At 61.5% G+C, this 19,066-nt stretch carries 18 protein-coding genes; 5 read left to right on the top strand and 13 right to left on the bottom strand.

The window, feature by feature from the left end; all coding sequences use genetic code 11:
* Positions 1-123: 123 nt before the first annotated feature.
* The gene (locus JO015_09780; GenBank protein MBV9999388.1) at positions 124-780 is read right to left on the bottom strand and encodes a phosphatase PAP2 family protein; all 657 of its coding nucleotides are present in this window, start codon (positions 778-780) and stop codon (positions 124-126) included.
* A 120-nt stretch (positions 781-900) separates the two neighbouring features.
* On the opposite strand from JO015_09780, the gene JO015_09775 reads away from it, so the two are divergent.
* The 4 genes from JO015_09775 (at position 901) to JO015_09760 (ending at position 4,326) form a co-directional block, all read left to right on the top strand.
* Positions 901-2,382: a glycosyltransferase family 39 protein gene (locus tag JO015_09775; protein MBV9999387.1), complete on the top strand. Its 1,482-nt coding sequence runs from the start codon at positions 901-903 to the stop codon at positions 2,380-2,382.
* Positions 2,383-2,445: 63 nt separating this feature from the next.
* Positions 2,446-3,174, top strand: a complete 729-nt coding sequence (locus JO015_09770) for a DUF4412 domain-containing protein (protein MBV9999386.1) — start codon at positions 2,446-2,448, stop codon at positions 3,172-3,174.
* Positions 3,171-3,821, top strand: coding sequence for a septum formation protein Maf (gene maf, locus JO015_09765; GenBank protein ID MBV9999385.1), 651 nt, complete (start codon positions 3,171-3,173; stop codon positions 3,819-3,821). The genes JO015_09770 and maf overlap by 4 nt, the downstream gene beginning before the upstream one ends.
* Positions 3,822-3,924: 103 nt before the next feature.
* The gene (locus JO015_09760; GenBank protein MBV9999384.1) at positions 3,925-4,326 is read left to right on the top strand and encodes a DoxX family membrane protein; all 402 of its coding nucleotides are present in this window, start codon (positions 3,925-3,927) and stop codon (positions 4,324-4,326) included.
* A 525-nt stretch (positions 4,327-4,851) separates the two neighbouring features.
* On the opposite strand, the gene JO015_09755 is transcribed toward JO015_09760, so the two are convergent.
* The 7 genes from JO015_09755 to gnd all read right to left on the bottom strand — a co-directional run bounded on the left by JO015_09755 (position 4,852) and on the right by gnd (position 12,564).
* A complete protein-coding gene (locus JO015_09755) occupies positions 4,852-6,108 on the bottom strand; it encodes a tetratricopeptide repeat protein (GenBank protein MBV9999383.1) in 1,257 nt (418 codons plus the stop codon).
* A 116-nt stretch (positions 6,109-6,224) separates the two neighbouring features.
* The gene (locus JO015_09750; GenBank protein ID MBV9999382.1) at positions 6,225-7,196 is read right to left on the bottom strand and encodes an aldo/keto reductase; all 972 of its coding nucleotides are present in this window, start codon (positions 7,194-7,196) and stop codon (positions 6,225-6,227) included.
* Between the two features lie 47 nt (positions 7,197-7,243).
* Positions 7,244-7,993 carry a UDP-galactose-lipid carrier transferase gene (locus JO015_09745; GenBank protein MBV9999381.1) on the bottom strand — a complete coding sequence of 250 codons (750 nt, stop codon included), beginning with the start codon at positions 7,991-7,993 and terminating at the stop codon, positions 7,244-7,246.
* 40 nt (positions 7,994-8,033) lie between these two features.
* Positions 8,034-8,321: a hypothetical protein gene (locus JO015_09740; protein ID MBV9999380.1), complete on the bottom strand. Its 288-nt coding sequence runs from the start codon at positions 8,319-8,321 to the stop codon at positions 8,034-8,036.
* A 36-nt stretch (positions 8,322-8,357) separates the two neighbouring features.
* Entirely contained in the window at positions 8,358-9,548 is a 1,191-nt protein-coding gene (gene moeB, locus JO015_09735; GenBank protein ID MBV9999379.1) for a molybdopterin-synthase adenylyltransferase MoeB, read from the bottom strand.
* Positions 9,549-10,049: 501 nt separating this feature from the next.
* Positions 10,050-11,570 carry a glucose-6-phosphate dehydrogenase gene (gene zwf, locus JO015_09730; GenBank protein MBV9999378.1) on the bottom strand — a complete coding sequence of 507 codons (1,521 nt, stop codon included), beginning with the start codon at positions 11,568-11,570 and terminating at the stop codon, positions 10,050-10,052.
* 10 nt (positions 11,571-11,580) lie between these two features.
* A complete protein-coding gene (gnd, locus tag JO015_09725) occupies positions 11,581-12,564 on the bottom strand; it encodes a decarboxylating 6-phosphogluconate dehydrogenase (protein ID MBV9999377.1) in 984 nt (327 codons plus the stop codon).
* 520 nt (positions 12,565-13,084) lie between these two features.
* Here gnd and JO015_09720 point away from each other — a divergent pair.
* Entirely contained in the window at positions 13,085-14,419 is a 1,335-nt protein-coding gene (locus tag JO015_09720) for a nucleoside recognition protein (protein MBV9999376.1), read from the top strand.
* Between the two features lie 246 nt (positions 14,420-14,665).
* Here JO015_09720 and JO015_09715 read toward each other — a convergent pair whose 3' ends face one another.
* The 5 genes from JO015_09715 to JO015_09695 form a co-directional block, all read right to left on the bottom strand.
* Positions 14,666-15,055 (bottom strand): hypothetical protein, encoded by a 390-nt coding sequence (locus JO015_09715; protein MBV9999375.1) that lies wholly within the window; start codon positions 15,053-15,055, stop codon positions 14,666-14,668.
* Between the two features lie 82 nt (positions 15,056-15,137).
* Positions 15,138-15,980, bottom strand: coding sequence for a squalene/phytoene synthase family protein (locus JO015_09710; GenBank protein MBV9999374.1), 843 nt, complete (start codon positions 15,978-15,980; stop codon positions 15,138-15,140).
* Positions 15,977-16,678 carry an ATP-binding cassette domain-containing protein gene (locus JO015_09705; protein MBV9999373.1) on the bottom strand — a complete coding sequence of 234 codons (702 nt, stop codon included), beginning with the start codon at positions 16,676-16,678 and terminating at the stop codon, positions 15,977-15,979. Before JO015_09705 ends, JO015_09710 begins: the two co-directional genes overlap by 4 nt.
* A gap of 243 nt (positions 16,679-16,921) precedes the next feature.
* Positions 16,922-18,133, bottom strand: a complete 1,212-nt coding sequence (locus JO015_09700; GenBank protein MBV9999372.1) for a hypothetical protein — start codon at positions 18,131-18,133, stop codon at positions 16,922-16,924.
* Positions 18,130-18,894: a class II aldolase/adducin family protein gene (locus JO015_09695; protein MBV9999371.1), complete on the bottom strand. Its 765-nt coding sequence runs from the start codon at positions 18,892-18,894 to the stop codon at positions 18,130-18,132. The genes JO015_09700 and JO015_09695 overlap by 4 nt, the downstream gene beginning before the upstream one ends.
* Positions 18,895-19,066: the final 172 nt, after the last annotated feature.

Here is a 19,066-nt window from a genome sequence, read left to right as displayed (position 1 = left end):
CCCCGGTGGCGCGAAGGCGGAGCAGACGGGCGCGGATGGCTGGATGAGAGTTGCTGGCCGCGGGCAGCCCGGCACCCGGCACACCCTGGCGCCGCGCGCTTCCATGCTCCGATGCTTCCATATCTATTTATGGCCGGTGGGTGATTCCGGCAGCCGCCAGCGGGCATCAACCCAGCGGCGTACCCGTGGGCCGGCCCGGCGCCAGACGATAAAAGACAGGAGCAGCCCGATGATGAGGGCCACGACGACGTCGGACAGATGATGGGCGTTGAGATACAACCGTGACCAGGCGATTGCACCGGCCGGGCTCAGGAGGAGCCACCCCCAACGGCGATGCGCCCATGCGGCCGTGCCGAAAAAAGCGAAGGCGCTGGCGGTATGCCCCGATGGGAAGCTGTGAAACTTATTCTTGCGCAGGAGAAAGGTCTTGCCGTACCACAGCCCGTACCAGCCGCTGCGAATTTCCCGCTCACCCGGCCGGGTCCGGCCGCTCAGGAGGCGGATGGAGTTCACGGCCGCACCTGCAAGCGTTGACGCCAGCATCATACAGAGAACCAAATGCACCAACCGGCCGGCGCGGCGAATCCAGGCGATGGCCAGGACCACCGAACCATAGACCATGAGTTCCGGCCAATCCCCGAACTCACTGAGCTTTGCCGCCAGGCGTGACACCGTCCGGTTTTGATGCGCCTGCATCCACTGGATGCAAGCGGCATCGCCGCAGAAGGCAGCCACGATCAGGCCGGCGGCGATTGCGGAAAGCGCCAGCGTCCAAACCACTCTCCGGTTTGCATCACGCGAGAATTCAGTAGGGTGGGCGTGCCCCATGCCGCAAAAAAATCAGCTAACACGGGATGCCGCGGCCGTCACGCACGGCTTTTCAGTTCCACCGATGCTCAAGTGAACGCTTCTGCTTTTCCCGCCTGGTCCGGCCGCCTGCTGCTGTTTGCCGCGCTGCTGGCGCTGTACGGCCTGGGCAACTCCACCCTGCCGTTGATCGACCGGGATGAGCCACGCTTCGCCGAAGCCTCGCGTGAAATGTTGCAAAGCGGTGATTGGATCATCCCGCGGGTTAACGGCGAGTACCGTTTCGATAAGCCGCCGCTCACTTACTGGTGCCAGGCGGGCGCGATGAAGCTGTTCGGCCAAAATGATTTCGCGGTTCGATTTCCCTCGACGGTATTTGCTGCCGCCACCGCCTTGCTGATTGCCGCCTGGGGCCGCCGCTGCGGCAACAACTCCCGCGCCGGTTGGACCGCGGCCCTGGTATTCGGCACATGCCTGCAGGTCTTTGTCCATGCCCGTGCCGCCGTGGCCGACATGCCGATGGTCTTTTTCTTCACCGCGGCGTGCTGGACAGGCTGGGAGCGGCTCGAACGCCCGGCGTCGGTCCGCCTCTGGGCGGCATTTTACCTGGCGTTAGCCCTGGGTTTTCTGGCCAAGGGCCCGATCGCCCTGCTGCCGTTGATCACCCCCTGGGTCTACGCGCGGAAGCGGACCCGGGATGGCCAACCCGCTCTGTGGATCTCGGAGGGAGCCGGCTTGATCCTGATGCTGGTCATCGTCGGCGTCTGGGGCGTACCGGCCTTGGTCTTGACCCACGGTGAATTTCTGCGCGTCGGCATCGGCAAACACGTGGTCCAACGCTCCATCGAACCGATGGAGAGCCATGGTGCGCCCGGGATCGCGGGGTACCTGCTTTTCCTGCCGTTCTACCTGGTCACGATTTTTGTCAGCTTCGCCCCCTGGAGCTTTTGCCTGCTGAAGGTTTTGCGCCGGGCAGCCGGCATGCGGGCCGCCGTTGATCGTTATCTCCTGCTCATGGCAGGCCTCGTTTTCCTCGTGTTCACCCTGATCCAGACGAAACTTCCCCACTACACCCTGCCCGCGTTCCCCCTGCTCGCGCTCCTGGTCGGCCGGCACCTGTCGCCTGAGTTCCCGGCCGGACGGGTCACGGGCCTGAGCGTTGCAGTTTACGTTCTGATTGCCACGGCCGGTTTCGCCGCGGTTGAACCCGCGTTTCCATCCAAGATGATCGTTCAGCGGCTGCGCCCTTACCTTCGGCCCGACACGCGGACCGGTTCGGTCGGTTACGATGAACAAAGCCTGGTGTGGTATCTGCGAAGCGTGACCGGGCCATTCCATCAGCGGCTGCGCCCGGAAAGCGCGGCGTCCTTCCTCGCCGGCTCCGGCCCGGCCGCCTGCGTTTTTTCAGCGCCCGAACTCAGCGGCATCCCCCTGGAGCCACGCTGGCGGGTCGTCACCTACAACGGGCTGAACTTCGCTCGTTGGAAAACCCAGCCGGCATCGTTCCTGAGCTGGCGCCTGAAACTGCCGTTACCCCAGCCGGTGTCGCTGGTCGGGGTCATCAACGACGATTGACCCGGCACGATCAGCTCTCCTTGCGTCACCTCGGGGATACGGGCTACGTTTTGTCTCCTTTCGATGAAACCCTTATTCTTCCTTGCCTGGACGGTTGTTGCCCTCGCCACAGGGGCACGCGCCGACTACGTCATCACGCAAACCGTCGAGAACGCAGGCCAGAACGAAAATATCACGCTTAAGCTGAAGGACGGGAAATGCCGGGTGGACGCGACGGAACAGTCGAGCGCCATCATGGATTCCAACACGGGCGAAACGGTGGTGCTGATTCATCCGCAAAAGGCATTCATCAAGATCAGCAAAGAGCAGATGGTTGCCCAGGCTAACGCCATGAAAAACATGCTGGGCAACCAAGCCGACAACCCGGCGGGAGTGGAATTGAAACCGACCGGCAAACAGGAAACAATCAATGGTTACCCGACCGAGGAGTATACCTACGACCTGAACGGCGTTCACAACACGGTCGCCATCGATAAAGACTTCAAAAATTATCAGCAACTGGTTACCGTCCTTTACAACGTACAGAATGGTCCTGGTATGGAGGCGTTTCGTCCGCTTGCGCTCCCGCCCGATAAATTCCCCGGCCTGCCGATCCGCACCACGGTCGAGGTGATGGGCCAGAAGGTGGTCACGACGATTGTTTCAGTACAAGAGACCGCCATCAACGATGCTGATTTTGCGATCCCGGACGGTTATCAGGAACTGCAGATGAACGCTGCGCCCAGCCCGGCATCGTCGCCGTCGCCGTCACCGGCAGGTATTACCAAACCGTCACCCACTACCCAGAAGTGAAGCCTTTCATCCTCGCTTCCACGTCGCCCAGGCGCTCCGATCTCCTTCGGCGCGCCGGTTACCGCGTCGAGGTCCGCCCGAGTCGCGTCCAGGAATCGGACTCGGCGCACTTCTCCCCATGCGAACTCACCCTGCTAAATGCCGGGCTCAAGGCGCGCCAGGTCGCACAGGAGCATCCTCACGCGGTGGTACTCGGCGCCGATACCGTCGTAGCCCTGGAAAACAAGACTTTCGGCAAACCCGCAGACCTCGACTCGGCTGCAGCGATGCTGAAAGAATTAGCGGGAAAGACGCACCTCGTCGTAACAGCTTTTTGCGTGGTTTGCCACGCGGACCGCAAAGCCGTGGTTGATGCGGAACTGACGTACGTCACCCTGAAGCCGCTGTCGGACGCGCAGATTTCACGCTATCACGCCCTGATTGACCCGCTTGACAAGGCGGGTGCTTACGCGGCCCAATCGGCCGCGGAACTCGTGATCGAGCGAGTGGAAGGCTCGTTCGAAAATGTGGTCGGTCTGCCGCTCGCCCGGGTGCAGCAAGCGTTGGCCCGGTTTGAAGTCTTTCCAGCCGAGATAGCGGCCGAAAGGATCGGCAGCGCAAGCAGCAACAGCAACCCGCCGGCGGTCGCATCCGGGCGGGAACCGTAATCAGGACGCTCAATTGAACTCCTCGGCCTTCTGTGGCAGGCCACCCTTCCCCGCCGGGTGGGAAGACCATGTCCCACACCGAAAATCGTTACTTGATCGAGTCATGTTGAGTTTCCTGAGCAAATACTCTGATTTCGGCCTGTTAGTCGGTCGTCTGGGCCTGGGAGTCATGTACGTGCTGCATGGCTGGCCCAAGCTCGCCGGCGGCGCGCCGATGTGGATCAGGCTAGGCCACGCCATGACCAACCTCGGCATCAGCTTTTTGCCGCTGGCCTGGGGCCTGCTGGCGAGCCTTTCTGAGTGCTTCGGCGGTGTCCTGCTGATCCTGGGGCTTCTGTTCCGGCCGGCGTGCAGTTTTATCGCCTTCACCATGTTCGTGGCCTTTATGTCCGTGCTGCATGCCACCCACCATTTTGAGGAGTATTCCCGGCCGCTGGAAATGTTGTTTATATTCGTGCTGCTGGCCTTTGTCGGCCCGGGCAAGTACAGCATTGACGGCAGTTAGGAGAATGCCACAACTGGAGAAAGGTGTCGGTCACACGGCGGGCACAGCGGGTTCGGCGGGCACGGGGTAAGAGTTCACACGGCGAGCCACGGCGACCACGGCGACCACGGCGGGAAGAGGGGGAAAGAGTTCGGGGTTCGGAGCTCGGAGTTCGGAGGCAGCGTAGAATCAGGTCCGATCTCCCCAGGGGGTCAGGCTCACCCAGCGGGAAGACAGGAATCATCCGCAGAACACGCAGAAGAACGCAGAAAAGAGAAAACATCCACAGATTACACAGATTAGGGGGCATACGACGGATATAGCGTCTCTCTTACCCGGCACCCGCCACCCAGTGTCATTTGTGGCGTTCTCTGCCGTTCCGAACGCCGAGCTCCGAACCCCGAACTCTTTCCCCCTCTTCCCGCCGTGTTCGCCGTGTGAACTCCTACGTTGTGCCCGCCAAACCCGCTGTGCCCGCCGTGTGACCGACACCCGTTACCCGTTACCCGTTACTCGTTACCCGCCACGTCTTCATTTGTGGCATTTTCAGAGCAGAGGTCCGACCCCGAGGGCCCGCAGCTTTTGCCGGATTTCGTCCTGTTGTTTCGGATCTTTGGCCGTGCCCAACGCCTTCTGTAATTGTTCGGCTCCGGCGCGCCGGTCGCCTTTCTGCGCCAGCGCCTGGCCTTTGCCGGCCAAGGCGGAAACGTTGCCGGGGTCAGCGCGGAGAATCGAATCATAATCCGCCAAAGCTGCGTCCGGCTGATTCGCTTTCAGGCAAAGGTCGCCGCGGTGCAGGCGCAGTTGCGGATCATCCGGTTTAAGGGCCAGCATGCGGCCGAGATCCTCAATTGCCTTTTCCGTTTCACCCAATGATTCATAAAGGTAGATTCTCGTCGTGTGATAGGCCGGCCGGTTCGGATCAAGTTCGACGGCTTTGTTGAAGTCAGCCAGGGCACCGGGTTTATCCCCTTGCTTGAGCCGGGCGTACCCGCGGCCGGAATAAAGCTCGGCCTCGGCCGGTTTGAGCCCGATCGCCGTCGTGTAGGCCGCGGCGGCGGCGGCGAACTGTTCCCGCTCGTATTGAAGCCGGGCACGCCGGATCAGGGCGTCGACGTCGTCCGGCTTTGCCCGGAGCACGGCATCGAGCGCTTCCAAGGCCCGTACCTTGTCGCCGGCCCGCAAACACGCCGTCGCCAGCGCCGATTGAGCCTCAGCGTCCTGCGGGTTCAGCTTGACTGCCTGCGTGTCGTCAGCAATCGCCCGGTCCGGTTGCCCCATTGCCAGGAACGCATCTGCACGGGCCTTCAAAACCGCGGCGTCGTCCGGGTTCCTGGCCAGAAGTCTATCATAATCATCGATGGCCTTTTCCGGCTCCTTTCGCGCTGCCAGGAGGTACGCATGAAGCCGCAGGGCACGCTCGTTATCCGGTTGCTGCCTAAGCACGGCCTCAAAATCTTTCAGCGCATCGTCGCCTCTGCCAACCTGCAGGTAGCTGTACCCACGGTTGAATTGCACCCCGGGATCGTTCTGCAGATTCAACGCCGTCGTGTAATCCTGCGCGGCTTTGTCCCAGGCCCCCATCCGGCCGTATAGCGCGGCCCGGTTTCGGTAGTGCATCGCGTCGCCGGGGGCGAGTTGAATCGCTTTGGTGAAGTCGTCCAGAGCCTCCCGGTCTTTGCCGGCCCTGACCATCTCCACCCCGGCGACGGCATAGTCCCGAGCGTTCTCCGCTCGCACCCGGCCGGGTTGACCGCCCGCGACCGCGGCCGCAACGACCGCCAGCACCAACATCCTGCGCATCCGTACTGAATCGCCGGTGGTGCGTCCCGGATCAAGGCCGGATCGATCCGACCCAGGCGCGGATGCTCGCCCGGCGCGCGCAGGCGGGGGCACCGCGGCCCAACTCGTCCGGGTGCTTACGGAACCCGGTGGCCCATTGCCACCGTGTATAGCTGGTACCATTCCTCACGGCTGAAGTTCAGCTGGAGCGCTTCGCAAGCCGAACGCAGACGATCGGGATTGGTTGTGCCTACGACCGGCTGGATGCGCGCCGGATGCCGGAGGACCCAGCCGATGACCACGGCTTCCCGGCTGACGCCCCATTCACCGGCCAGCTTGGCAACGTAATCGGCGGCCCGCCTGACCCGGGGCTCAACTTCGGCCGAATCGGCTTTTCCGGTGAGAAGCCCCTTTGCCAAGGGCGCCCACGCTTGGAGCTGAATATCATGCATCCGGCAATACTCGATGATACCTTCACCGGGATTGCCGTACTCCGGGCGGCGCATATTGGCGTGAATGGCCGCATCGTGCAGTACGGTGTGGAGCGGATTGTACTCGATCTGATTGAAGCGCAGCGGATGGTCGACGTAGGCCTGCAGCAATTCGATTTGTGCAGGCGAATGGTTGCTCACGCCAAAGGAACGCACCCGGCCCCTGCGGTGCAGGTCGTCGAACGCGCGCGCGACTTCTTCAGGTTCAACCAGCGGGTCCGGACGATGGAGCAGGAGCACATCGAGGTAATCGGTCTGCAAACGCGCCAGGCTGCCCTCGACGGCCTCCATGATGTGCTGGTAGCTCAAGTCGAAACGGCCCGGCAACCCTTTCTCGGGCTGATCGGGTAGAATGATGCCGCACTTGCTCTGGACGACCAAGCGGTCCCGTTCACCGGCGTGATCCCGTAGAAACTCGCCGAAAATCGTTTCCGATTTCCCGTAACAGTAAAAGTCGGCGTGGTCGAAGAAATTGATGTCGCATTCCAAGGCAGCCTCAATCGCCGCCCGGCCCTTCTTCCGCTGGGCGCCATCAAGCGGGGCGGCGTCAAACGCGCCGCCGATCATCATGCAACCGTAAACGATCGGGGCAGAATAGTTTTTGGCAGACGTAATCATCGCGGTCCGTGGGAAAAGGGAAGTGCCGCACGCCGCAGCGGCCAAAGCTAACTTTTAAGGTCCAGGGCCTCGACTGCCCTGAGCGTTGTCTTCAGCACCTTCAGACGCGCGTACCATTTGTAATTCGCTGCAACCACCGTCCAGGGGGCGTGCGGCGGCGACGTTTGTGCGAACATTTCCTGTGCCGCCTCGTTATGGCGCTCCCACTTGCGCCGGTTACGCCAGTCTTCCTCGGTGATCTTCCAGTGCTTTAACGGGTCGGCCTCCCGCACCCGAAACCGTTTCAGCTGTTCATCCTTGTCGATATGAAGGTAGAGCTTGACGATCACGGTGCCGTCGTCGGTGAGCAAACGTTCAAAGTCGTTGATTTCACGATAGGCACGCTTCCATTCGTGAGTCGTCGCAAAAGCCTCGACCCGTTCCACCAGAAGGCGCCCGTACCAGGACCGGTCAAAGATCGCAATCCGGCCATAGGCAGGCAGCTTGTTCCAGAACCGCCACATGTAGTGGTGCCGGTACTCTTCATCCGTCGGTTTGACGATGGAATAAACCCGGTAACCGCGCGGATCCAGCTTTTCCACCAGCCGCTTGATCGCGCCTCCTTTTCCCGCCGCATCGGGTCCTTCCACAACCACGACCACGTTGTGTTTTGAATCCATGAGAACCCGTTGCAGGTTCAGCATCCGTAATTGGTAGTCCTTGAGCTTTTCCTTGTATTCGTCCTGGTCGACGGACTTGTTCTGATCCAGCTCGTCAAGAATTATGTACCGGTTTTGCAGTTTTTCGTCCTTGGCCATACGGGGGTGATGGGCGCCGGGCTCGGATACACGGAATGAATCAAGCCGGGGGCAGGTGAAACGCTTCTTCTGGGACGAGAAAAGGTAAGTCGTCGCGAACGGGGTAGCAGATTTCGCCCGTTTCGCAAACCAAACAATGCTCGAACGGTAGAATTTGCTCGCCTGCCACCCGCGTTTTCAAGGCGCGGGCGGCCATTGCGCGCTGTGCCCGGGCCAGTTCTTCCGGTTCAGCCCACCGCAACCCGGACCGGGTCACCGGGCACCTCAGGATCGCGATCAACCCGGGATCCGGGGTTGCAACCCCGTCATCAGCAACAGGCGGGTTCAAAACCAAAGCCCATTTGTTAAGGCTGAATTCGCCGGCTCAATATTTCGGCACGGAAGGATCAACCTGCTCCGCCCACGCAATGATGCCGCCTTCAAGGTTATTCAGTTTCTTGAAGCCCGCCTCCTGCAGGATGTGCAAGGCGCGGGCGCTGCGCGCCCCGCTCTTGCATTGAAGAATGATGTCGTCCGCGCTGTCGAGTTCACTGAGACGCGCCGGCAGTTCGCCGAGCGGAATCAGGCGCGAGCCCGGGATGTGACAGATCTCATACTCGTACGGCTCGCGCACGTCGATCAGCACGAAGGGCTCGTTGCGGTCCAGTTTCGCCTTGAGTTCGCGCGCCTCGATCGTCGGCACCTGCATTTCCCTGGCGTTCTCCTCTTCCGCCTGAGGTAACCCGCAGAATTGTTCATAATCAATGAGATCGTGGATGGTCGGATGCTCACCGCACAGGGGGCACTGGGGATCCCGCCGGATGGTAAACTCCCGAAAACGCATCTTGAGCGCGTCGAAACTCGCCAAACGTCCGATCAGCGGTTCGCCGATCCCCAGGATAAGCTTGATCGCTTCGATGGCCTGCATCACCCCGATGATGCCGGGGAGAACGCCGAGGACCCCGCCCTCGGCACAGCTGGGCACCATGCCCGGAGGGGGCGGCTCCGGAAACATGCACCGGTAACAGGGACCCCCGAGGTGCGGCGCAAACACCGTGCATTGGCCATCGAAACGGAATATCGACCCGTACACGTTCGGCTTTTTTGCCAGGACGCAGACGTCATTCGACAAATAGCGCGTCGGAAAGTTGTCGGTTCCGTCGATAACGACATCGTATGGGGCAACCAGTTCCCTGGCGTTGTCACTCCGGAACAGGGTGTCGTACAGGTCAACCTGGACGTTCGGGTTGATCTCCTTGATGCGGTCACGGGCCGAGTTCAGCTTTTTACGGCCGACGTCGTCCGTTCCGTGCAGGATCTGGCGTTGCAGGTTAGAAAAATCGACGACATCAGGATCGACGAGCCCGAGCCGCCCGATGCCGGCAGCCGCAAGGTAAAGGGCGATCGGCGAGCCAAGGCCGCCCGTCCCAATGCACAGGATGCTGGCCGCCTTTAGTTTCTTCTGACCCTCAAGCGTTACCTCCGGCATGATGAGGTGCCGGGAGTAACGCGCGATCTCGTCGTTGCTAAATTGAATTTCGTGCAACCGTTCGTTCGGGATAATGCTTGCAGCCATAACCAACAAGAGGCTGGCAAGCTAAGCACGCAGTCTTCAAAAAGCAACGCCGTCACACCACGGGCACGGCGGATTTGGCGGGCACAACGTAAGAGTTCACACGGCGAACACGGCGAGCCACGGCGACCACGGCGGGAAGAGGAAAGAGTTCGGGGCTCGGCGTTCGGCGTTCGGAGTTCGGAGTTCGGAGGCGTCGTAGAACCCGGTCCGATCTCCCCTGAGGTCACGCTCACACGGCGGGAAGACAGAATCATCCGCAGAATACGTAGAAACAGAATCCCAAACGCTGGACTCGACAGCGGCAGCCGGCACCCAGGATGCCGCTCCGAACGCCGAACTCCGAACTCTTTCCTCTTCCCGCGGTGGTCGCCGTGGCTCTCCGTGTTCGCCGTGTGAACTCTTACGTTGTGCCCGTGGTGTGCCCGTGTGAACTCTTACGTTGTGCCCGCCACACCCGTTGCGCCCGCCGTGTGACCGAACTCCGAACTCTCCTTTGCGCCGCTATTTCGCCGGGGCGTACCACCAGCGGTGGTTGTCCCGCGCCATCAAGGCATCAGCGGCGGCCGGTCCCCAGGACCCGGCGTCGTAATTCGGGAAATCGTCGGGCGGATGCTCGGCCCACGCGTCCAGGATCGGCTGGGCCGCCGTCCAGGCCGCCTCGACCATGTCGGTCCGATGAAACAAAGTGGCGTCGCCGACCATACAATCGTAGAGCAGCTTTTCATACCCGGTGGTCGGCACTTGGCCCCCGAACTGGCTGTAGTCAAAATCCATGTGCACCGCCTTGGTCGCGATGGTCGGCCCCGGTACCTTGGCTCGGACCTGGAAGGCGATGCCTTCGTCGGGTTGGATGTGGAACACGAGGTAGTTAGGCGCGATCGGATCGCTTTCCGCGCCACCGAAGAGCGCGAGGGGCGGTATCTTAAAGCGTATCACGATCTTGGTGCTGCGCTTGGCCAGATGCTTGCCGGTCCGCAAGTAGAACGGCACCCCGGCCCAGCGCCAGTTGTCGATCATAAGCTTGATGGCGGCGTAGGTCTCCGTCAGCGAATGCGGATCCACGTTGGCCTCCTGGCGGTAACCGGGCACCGGTTTGCCGTCGATGATTCCCGGGCCGTACTGGCCGCGCACCGTCATGCGCAGCACCTGTTCCTCGGAAGGTTTACGGATCGCGTCAAGCACCTTGACCTTCTCGGTTCGCACGGCTTCCCCCTGCAACGACGTCGGCGGTTCCATCGCGATCAGCGCCAGCAGCATGAACATGTGGTTCTGCATCACATCCCGGAACGCGCCGGCCCGCTCGTAGAAGGCGCCCCGGTTCTCCACGCCGAGCGACTCCGCCACCGTCAACTGCACGTGGTCAATGTACCGCCGGTTCCAGATCGGTTCGAATACCGCGTTGCCCAGGCGGAAGATCAGCAGGTTCTGCGCGGTCTCTTTGCCCAGGTAATGGTCGATGCGGTAAATCTGGTTTTCTTCCAGGACGCTCGTGAGCCGCCCGTTAAGTTCGCGGGCCGACGTGAGGTCGTGGCCGAACGGTTTCTCGATGATCACCCGCCGCCAATTGCCTTTCTCCTGCCTGGTCAGCCCATGCTGAGCCAACTTCTCGGCCACTGGGGCAAACAAACCGGGCGGGATCGAAAAGTAAAAAAGGACGTTTCCCCCGGTGCCCAATTCCTTTTCGGATCGCTCGAGCGAACCCTTGAGGCATTCATAGGTCTGATCGTCGCCGAAGTCGCCTGAGCAGAAACTCATTCGCTGCTCAAAGTAACCCCATATTTTTGGGTCGACCGGCTGGGTGCCCAGCTGGGCAAGGTCTTTGCCCAGCTGATCCCGAAACGCTGCATCCGACCAGTCCTGCCTACCAACCCCGATGATGCTGAACTTGTCCGGCAGAAGCGCGTATGAAGTCAGGTTATAGAGCGCCGGGATGAGCTTGCGCTTCGTGAGATCCCCCGACGCACCGAAGATCACGATCGCGCACGGATCACCCGCCCGCGGAGTCGGCTGGCATACGTCCATATAACCTCACTTATTCGCCGGGAAAGGTTTCGACGTGGCCGCCGAACTTGTTGCGCATTGCCGAGAGCACTTTTTCGGCATAGGTGTGCTCTCTGCGGGAGCGAAACCGGGTAAACAGCGATGTGCTTAAGACATCGGCCGAAACCGATTCTTCAATGGCGGCCTGCACCGTCCAGCGGCCTTCGCCCGAATCCTGCACGAACCCCGAGAAATGGTCCAGCGCCGGGTCTTCAGCCAACGCCATGGCCGTCAGATCAAGCAACCAGGAACCCACGACGCTGCCCCGCCGCCAGAGCTCGGCGATGTCGGCCACGTTAAAATCGTAACGGTAACCATCCTCCAGCTGGTCGGCGTTCGCCCCGCGCAGGATGTCGAAACCTTCCGCGTAAGCCTGCATCAAGCCGTACTCGATCCCGTTATGGATCATCTTGGCAAAATGGCCCGCACCTGACGGCCCGCAGTGCAGGTAGCCCTGCTCGGCGGTGCTTTGGAGTTTTTCCCGGCCCGGCGTAGCGTCGATCGTGCCCTTTCCGGGCGCCAACGCCGCAAAGATCGGTTCCAGGCGTTTAACGGCCTCCTCCGGTCCGCCGATCATCAAGCAATACCCGCGCTCAAGGCCCCAGACCCCCCCGCTGGTCCCCGCGTCGATGTAGTGGATCCCCTTTTCATGAAGCGAACGGCTGCGGCGCACGTCGTCCTTGTAGAAGGAATTACCTCCATCGATCACGGCGTCGCCCGCATCCAGCAACGCCTTGAGCGACTGCACGCTGCTCTCGGTGGGCAGCCCCGCAGGCACCATGAGCCACACGGCCCGTGGTTTCTCCAGCTTTTCAACCAGTTCCTCCAGGTAATGGGCCCCCTCAAAACCTTCCTTGGCCATGCGCTGGACGGCTTCCTTGTTTCGGTCGAACACGACAACCGTGTGATTATGACGCTGTAAGCGGCGCGCCATGTTGGCGCCCATCCGGCCAAGGCCTACGATGCCGATTTGCATAGGTATTCGTCGTTATTGTTCGCTGTAGTTCCAGGTTAATCCCCCGTCCACAAAAATGGTCGCGCCGGTTATGTAATCCGCGTCTGCCGAAGCCCAAAAAAACTGCGACGCCCGCAACGTCCGCAGGCTTCCCGAGCCGGGCCAGCGGAATGTTGCTCAACAGCCCTTGCAGCGCTTTCGGGTCACTCAACAGCTTGGCGTTGATAGGCGTTTCAATCGGACTGGGGGGCAATGCTGTTGACGGTACTGCCGAACGGCGCCAGTTCAACCGCCAGATTCCGCATTCTTGGCTTCACGTCACCTTCGGTCGCACAATACGAGGTGAAATGCGGCAAAGGCAATTCTTCGTGAATCGACCTGATGTTGATTAATCACTTTCCCGGGTTGCTTTGAGCCGATCAACCGAAACTTTCCTTTCCGCCACTGTCAGTTCTGTCACAATCGGCCCCGTCGCAAGCCCAGCCTGCCGCTGCCTTCAAGAGATGCTTATGCAATTGCAGAGAAATCAGCCGCCCGCTCCATGTTGAATTTTATCTGGGCGGGCTTGCTGCTGGCCGGCGTCATCGTGGCGGGCATCACCGGACGACTGGACGCCCTGAATCAAGCCGTGTTCGCGAGCGCCAAGAGTGCGGTCATGGACATCGCGCTGCCGCTGGTGGGCACCATGGCGCTCTGGCTCGGCCTGATGCGTCTGGCCGAAAGATCGGGGCTGATCGCCGTGATGGCCCGGCTGATTCGTCCGGTGATGCAGCGCCTGTTCCCGGAAGTTCCACCCGCTGACCCGGCGATGAGCTCGATGATGATGTCGATCGCTGCCAACATGCTCGGCGTCAGCAATGCCGCCACCCCCCTCGGCCTCAAAGCCATGGGTGAACTCAACCGCCTCAACGCCGGCGCAAACGCCGCCAGCAACGCCATGTGCATGTTCCTGGCCCTGAATACCAGCGCCGTCCAATTGGTCCCGGCTACCGCGATGAATATCCTGGCGATCAATGGAAGCCGGAACCCCACGGCAATCATTGCGCCCACCCTGCTGGCCACCGGCTTCGCCACGGTGTGCGCCGTCGCGATCGTGAAGATTCTCGAGCGCCTGCCCGTCTTTGCCCGGCAAAACCCGTACTTTACGCGAAGATCCGCGCCGGGACCCCCCCCGGCGAGCACCCCCTCTGCCCCGGCGCCGGCCGTTTCAGGGCTGCGTCCCCTTGCCCCCTGGGCGGCTGCGTTGCTCGCCGCGCTCGTGCTGTTTCTCAGCTTCCTCTTCCTTCACACCCTTTTTCCGGAAGTGCTTGGGCAGGCGGCGCCGCCGGACGCACCCGGATTCCCGGCCAACTTGTTCCGGGCATTTTCGCCCTTGGTGGTTCCTTGCCTGATCACCGGTTTTCCCTTGTACGCGGCCGGCCGCGGTGTTCCGGTCTTTACCGAATTTGTCGAGGGCGCAAAAGAAGGGTTTCAGATCGCCGTGCGCATTATCCCGTTCCTGGTCGGGATCCTGGTGGCCATCGGCGTCTTTCGGGAGGCGGGCGCACTGGAGATGTTGCAACAACTGCTTGCACCGGTGTTTAGGCAGCTGAACGCGCCGGTGGATCTGCTGCCGATGATCCTTATGCGCCCCCTCAGCGGCAGCGGCTCCATTGCCGTGCTGAGCGACCTCGTAAAACGCCTCGGGCCGGATCACCTCACAAGCTACACGGCCGCCACCATTTACGGCAGTGCCGAGACGACGTTCTACGTCGTGGCGGTGTATTTCGGGTCAGTTAACGTCACCCGGACCCGGCACGCGATTGCGGCCGGGTTGCTCGCCGACCTGGCCGGCATGATCGCCGCGATCGCCTTCTGCCGGCTCCTGTTCCGCTAGAAGCAGAATGCCACAAATGGAAGACAGTGGCGGGTAACGGGTAACGAGTGTCGGGTGTCGGGTGGAAGGGCACGGGCCGAAGTTGTAACCCCGGCGGTATGGAATCAACGCCACGCGCATGAGCCGTCGAAGTCACCGCTCAGCGGCATTTACTCGACGCGACACCCGACACCTTACATTCGTTACCCGTTACCCGTTACTCATTACCCGTTACCCGCCACTCTCTTCCATTTGTGGCATTTCCCCTCAGGGCCGCACGAAGGGGCGGTTCACTGATGGATCCAGCACCAGGGCGCCGGGCGGGATCCCGTGGACGTCGATCAGGTTGTGCGGATAATACGGGCTCTGCACCACTCCCGGGTATTCGGTCCGGCGTCCATAGGGGTATCCCCCCGGCGGGGCATCCTGATCATAACGCTGGCGCTCGTTCTCGTGCACGATGGCTCCGATGATCGCACCCGTCGCGGCTCCCGCGGCTGCACCGGCCGCCGCGCTCCGGACGTTACCGCCGGCCAGACCGCCGATGATCGCACCCCCCGCGGCACCATAGCCTGCGCCTTGCCCCTCGGGCGTGTCACAGCCGCTCAACAAGCCGGCCGACGTCACGACCGCCAGTACACAGATTTTTAACCTCATACAACGATGTTCCAATTCCATTCCTCTTGAAGCGAGTTCGCGTACCCGAGCCGTTACGCTCGCGTGTACGGGGCAGTTTCACTCACAGTTTGATACCCAGGCAGTTGGACGAAAGCGCGAGCGTGATCATCGAAAGTTTTTCCGCCGTGCCGAGCCGGTAGCGCCGGCAAAACATCCGGAACCGGTCCGCCTCGATCTTTTGCAGCAGCCGGAAATAGGTGGCGCGCATCAGTTCGGCCGCCACCATCGAGCGCACGTCTTCTCGCGGCAGTAACCGGCGCGCTTCCCGGAAAAAACCGTGGGCGCGCTCGGCCTGGGCTTGCATCAGGTTCAAAAACCGGCGGTTATAAGCGCGTGCCAGGAGTTGTTCCTCCGAGTAGCCGTATTGTTCCACTTCGGAAAGCGGAAGGTAAATTCGCCCGCCGTTGCGCAGATCCACTTCGACGTCCCGGATGATGTTGGTCAGCTGCAACGCATGCCCCAGGATGTATGCGTAACGCCGCGTTCCCGGGTTGCGGTAGCCGAAGATTTCAATGCTCACCAGGCCGACCGCGCTGGCGACCCGGTAGCAGTACCGGCTGAGATCGGAAAAGGTCTGGAACCGGCTCGGGCTCAGGTCCGACTCCACCCCGTCCAGGATGTCGTCAAGGTACCGCAGATTGATCCGGTACTGCTCAATCACCCCCCTCATCTCCGCCGCAAACGGCATTTCGCCGGGAATCGGTCCCCGGAGAGCGGCTCGCCAGGCCTGCAACGCCGCAACCCTTTCATCGAGGGGTTGGCTTGCATCATCGGCGAGATCGTCTATGTGACGGCAAAACGCATAGAAAATGGTTATCGCCTCGCGGCGCTGCCGCGGGAGAGCGAAGAACGCAAGCGCCAGATTTGACTGGCTCTTTTTGGTAATCTCCTGCGCGGAACTCATTGGCTTGGGTGAGCCTTTACTACTTCTTGCACCGTCCCGTTCGCAACTTCCAGGATTACACTTGACCAGGCGGTCTCCGTGCCGGGCGCCACGGTGACGACAGCCGTGAGTCCGAAGTGATTTACGAGTCGCTGGCAAACCTCCGAAAACAGGAGGGCGTCACGCGGAGCCAGGCTTTTTCCGAGTGATTCGATGCCTAGCAACGAGGGCCGGTGGATAACGGCACGCGCCAGGGCGGCAACCTGTTGCTGGAGCGCCGTCAGGCCGTCCGGAGTCTCCTCCGTAACGCCGGACAGACCCGTTATTCCTAACAGTTCCTCCGTAATTTCTTTTGCCTCCGCCGGGTCAACCTGCAGGACCTTGAACAACGGCATGGCGACATTCTCAACCACCGTGAACCCGGGCAACAGGTACGGCGTCGGAAAAACGTAGCCGACTTCGCGGTTTCGCAACTCCGCCAGCGCGGCGTCGCCGAGACGCGACGTGGCAGCCTCGCGCACGAGCAGTTCGCCTGCCGTCGGGCGCTCCAGCAGCGTCAGGAGGCGCCACGCCAGGTCCTTGCCGCCCCGGTCAGGACCGTCCAACCGGTAGATCCGGCGGGACTCAAACGCATAATCGAACGGCTGCACCTTCTCCTCGGGTTGGTCCCCGAACTGGCGTTTACCCTGGAGCTGCTGAGCACGAAGAAGAATGGGCATTACGGAATTCTTCAAAAGCCGGGACACGGAAGCTCACCACGCGCGTCAGCCCGCGTAAAGCGAAAACTGGCTTTCACCACATCGCCATCGATTTGCCCCCACGCGCTCCCCGCTACCCGTTACCCGTTACTCATTACGCGCTACCCGCTACCCGTTACCCCTTACCCCTTACCCCTTACCCGTTACTCGTTACTCGTTACTCGTTACTCGTTACTCGTTACCCGTTACTCGTTACCCGCTACCCTAAAACCTCACCGCCGGTCCCGCTCCCGTGCACCCCCGGTAAAGGCAAACCCAACTCGCGAGAAACCATGCCGACAGGAACGCTTTGGCCTCCAGCGCGAGCAGGGTAGTCAACCGCTCCGGAAAGGAATTCTCAGGGAAACCGGTCGCGAGAAAATGCCTGAGCCATTCCAGCAAAAAGAAATGCAGCGCGGCAACCAGCAAAAACCAGAGCAGCCGGTACCAATGGGCGCGTACGAAGGCGGCGTGCATGCCCAGGGCGTCGCTCAACGCCTCGTTATGGAATACCAGGCTCAACTGGACGGAACAGAAAAGGATCAGGACCACATCCAGCAAAGGGCGTGCGATCTGGTCAATGTACTGCACGACCGCCTTTGTAAAGTCCGCGTCACCCTGAAGCTGGGCGTAGGTCGTCAGAAGGGGCAGGTGCACCAGCACCAGTCCCGCCAGCAGAAAAAGGCCGGTCCAGCGGGCGGCATGCACGCTGCGCTTGATGGCCAGAGCGAACACGCGGTCGGAAGACACGCTCAGGCCGCGAAGCCACGCGTAGACCAGGAGCACGAGGTAAACCTGGATCAGCGTGCCGAACAGGGCTTCAAACTGGAATGAGCACGCGTCGAGAACCGCCCCGAGCTGCAGCAACTGAACTGCACCGATAAAATCGTTGAGCAGATAAATGCAGACGGCGAAAAGTGGCTTGAGAAGGGCGGCAACCGCGCACAAAAGCACGCCGAAGTACACCGGGAACCGCCACCGCTCCAGGCGTTTTCGCGCCACCGAGAAGGTCGTGGTGCGTGCATTCCGCCAGTTGACAAGGAAAAGGAACGCCGCCAGGGCTGAGGCCGGAAAGGTAACCACGGCTTGCTGGAAAAGACCGGCCACACCATCGAGGGCCGGCAGCCAGGCTTTCGCGGCGGCGATGCTTTCGGTCTCAGGCTGAAAAGCCGGCCAGTAGAGAACGTCGGAAACGCCGATTTGCAGGAAACCAAGTTCGTAGGCCTGAATGCATTGTAAAAGAAAATACGAACCGCTCAGTGCCCCGAACCACAGCCAGATCCGGGGATGCCGTTGAAGCGCCCGCAACCCGTTCAGCAGGAAGGGGAAAACGGGGTTGGAAACCAGCAGGAGCACATAACCCGCCAATCCCGCCCCGACGAGGAGCCACGGCGCGGGCCAGACCCTCGGTCCTCCCTCGACGGAACCCGGGTTCACTCGTCTGCATCGTCGGCGCGGTCAGCCGGGGCGACGGGCGATAATGCCTGTTGGAACACCAAAGCCCGGTCCAGGTTGTCGATGCTGAGAAATTGCGGGCCGCCAAGCGCACTCGCCCCGATGAAGACATCGGCGGCCTTCATCAGCTTCTCCGTCGTCTCGACGATTTCGGCCACGGTGTCACCCAGCACGATCACCCCTTGATTTTGCAGCAGCACGATGCGCGGAACCGCTTTGTAACGGTCACGCCACAAGGAAATCCGGCTGCGCATTTCTTTGGCCAGAGCGATCCCCGGGTCGGCGTACGGCACCAACGGCATCGCCCGGCCCAGGCCGTACGATTCGCTCACCGTCACCCGGCGGTCCGCAAACTGCCGCGCCCGCGGCGATGCCAGAATCTGGTGCAAAGGTACCGGCTGAAGCAGGACCAGGAGCGCCGGCCAATCCTCCGCCAGGAGTTCAGCCGCCAGGAATGCTTCCGGGCCGGGTACCGGCGCATCCGGCGCAAGCCGCGCCTGCCCCAGGATCTCGCTGTCGACGTGGGTGCGGCCATGATTCGCCGTCAGCGCCTCAAGGAGAACCGCCGGTTTCACGGCAATCAGATCTGACGCTTGCAGATTCGTCAGGCGAGCGCCCGGAGCACTGATGGCCAGGTGCTTCCCTTGTTTTCCCGCCACGAGTCCCTCGTCCCAGATGACCCAACCTGACGGATGGCTTCCGGCAGCGTGCGCCAATTCCAAAACAGCCTGAGCGTAATCCATAGTCCTTAACGGTCGATCCTTTTGCTGCGATCAATTCGGTTCGAACGTAAACGTTGTTTCAGATCCCTCCAGCCCAAACAAGCACACCGGAGGCCCAAACTCGACCCTCGCCCCCCGGTCACACGGCGGGCACAGCGGGTTTGGCGGGCACCACGGAAGAGTTCACACGGCG

The organism is Verrucomicrobiota bacterium, from assembly GCA_019247695.1.
In the GTDB taxonomy this organism is placed as follows: Bacteria; Verrucomicrobiota; Verrucomicrobiia; order Chthoniobacterales; family JAFAMB01; genus JAFBAP01.
The sequence above is the reverse complement of the archived record's forward strand: the minus strand, read 5'-3'. Positions and strand labels throughout refer to the sequence as shown.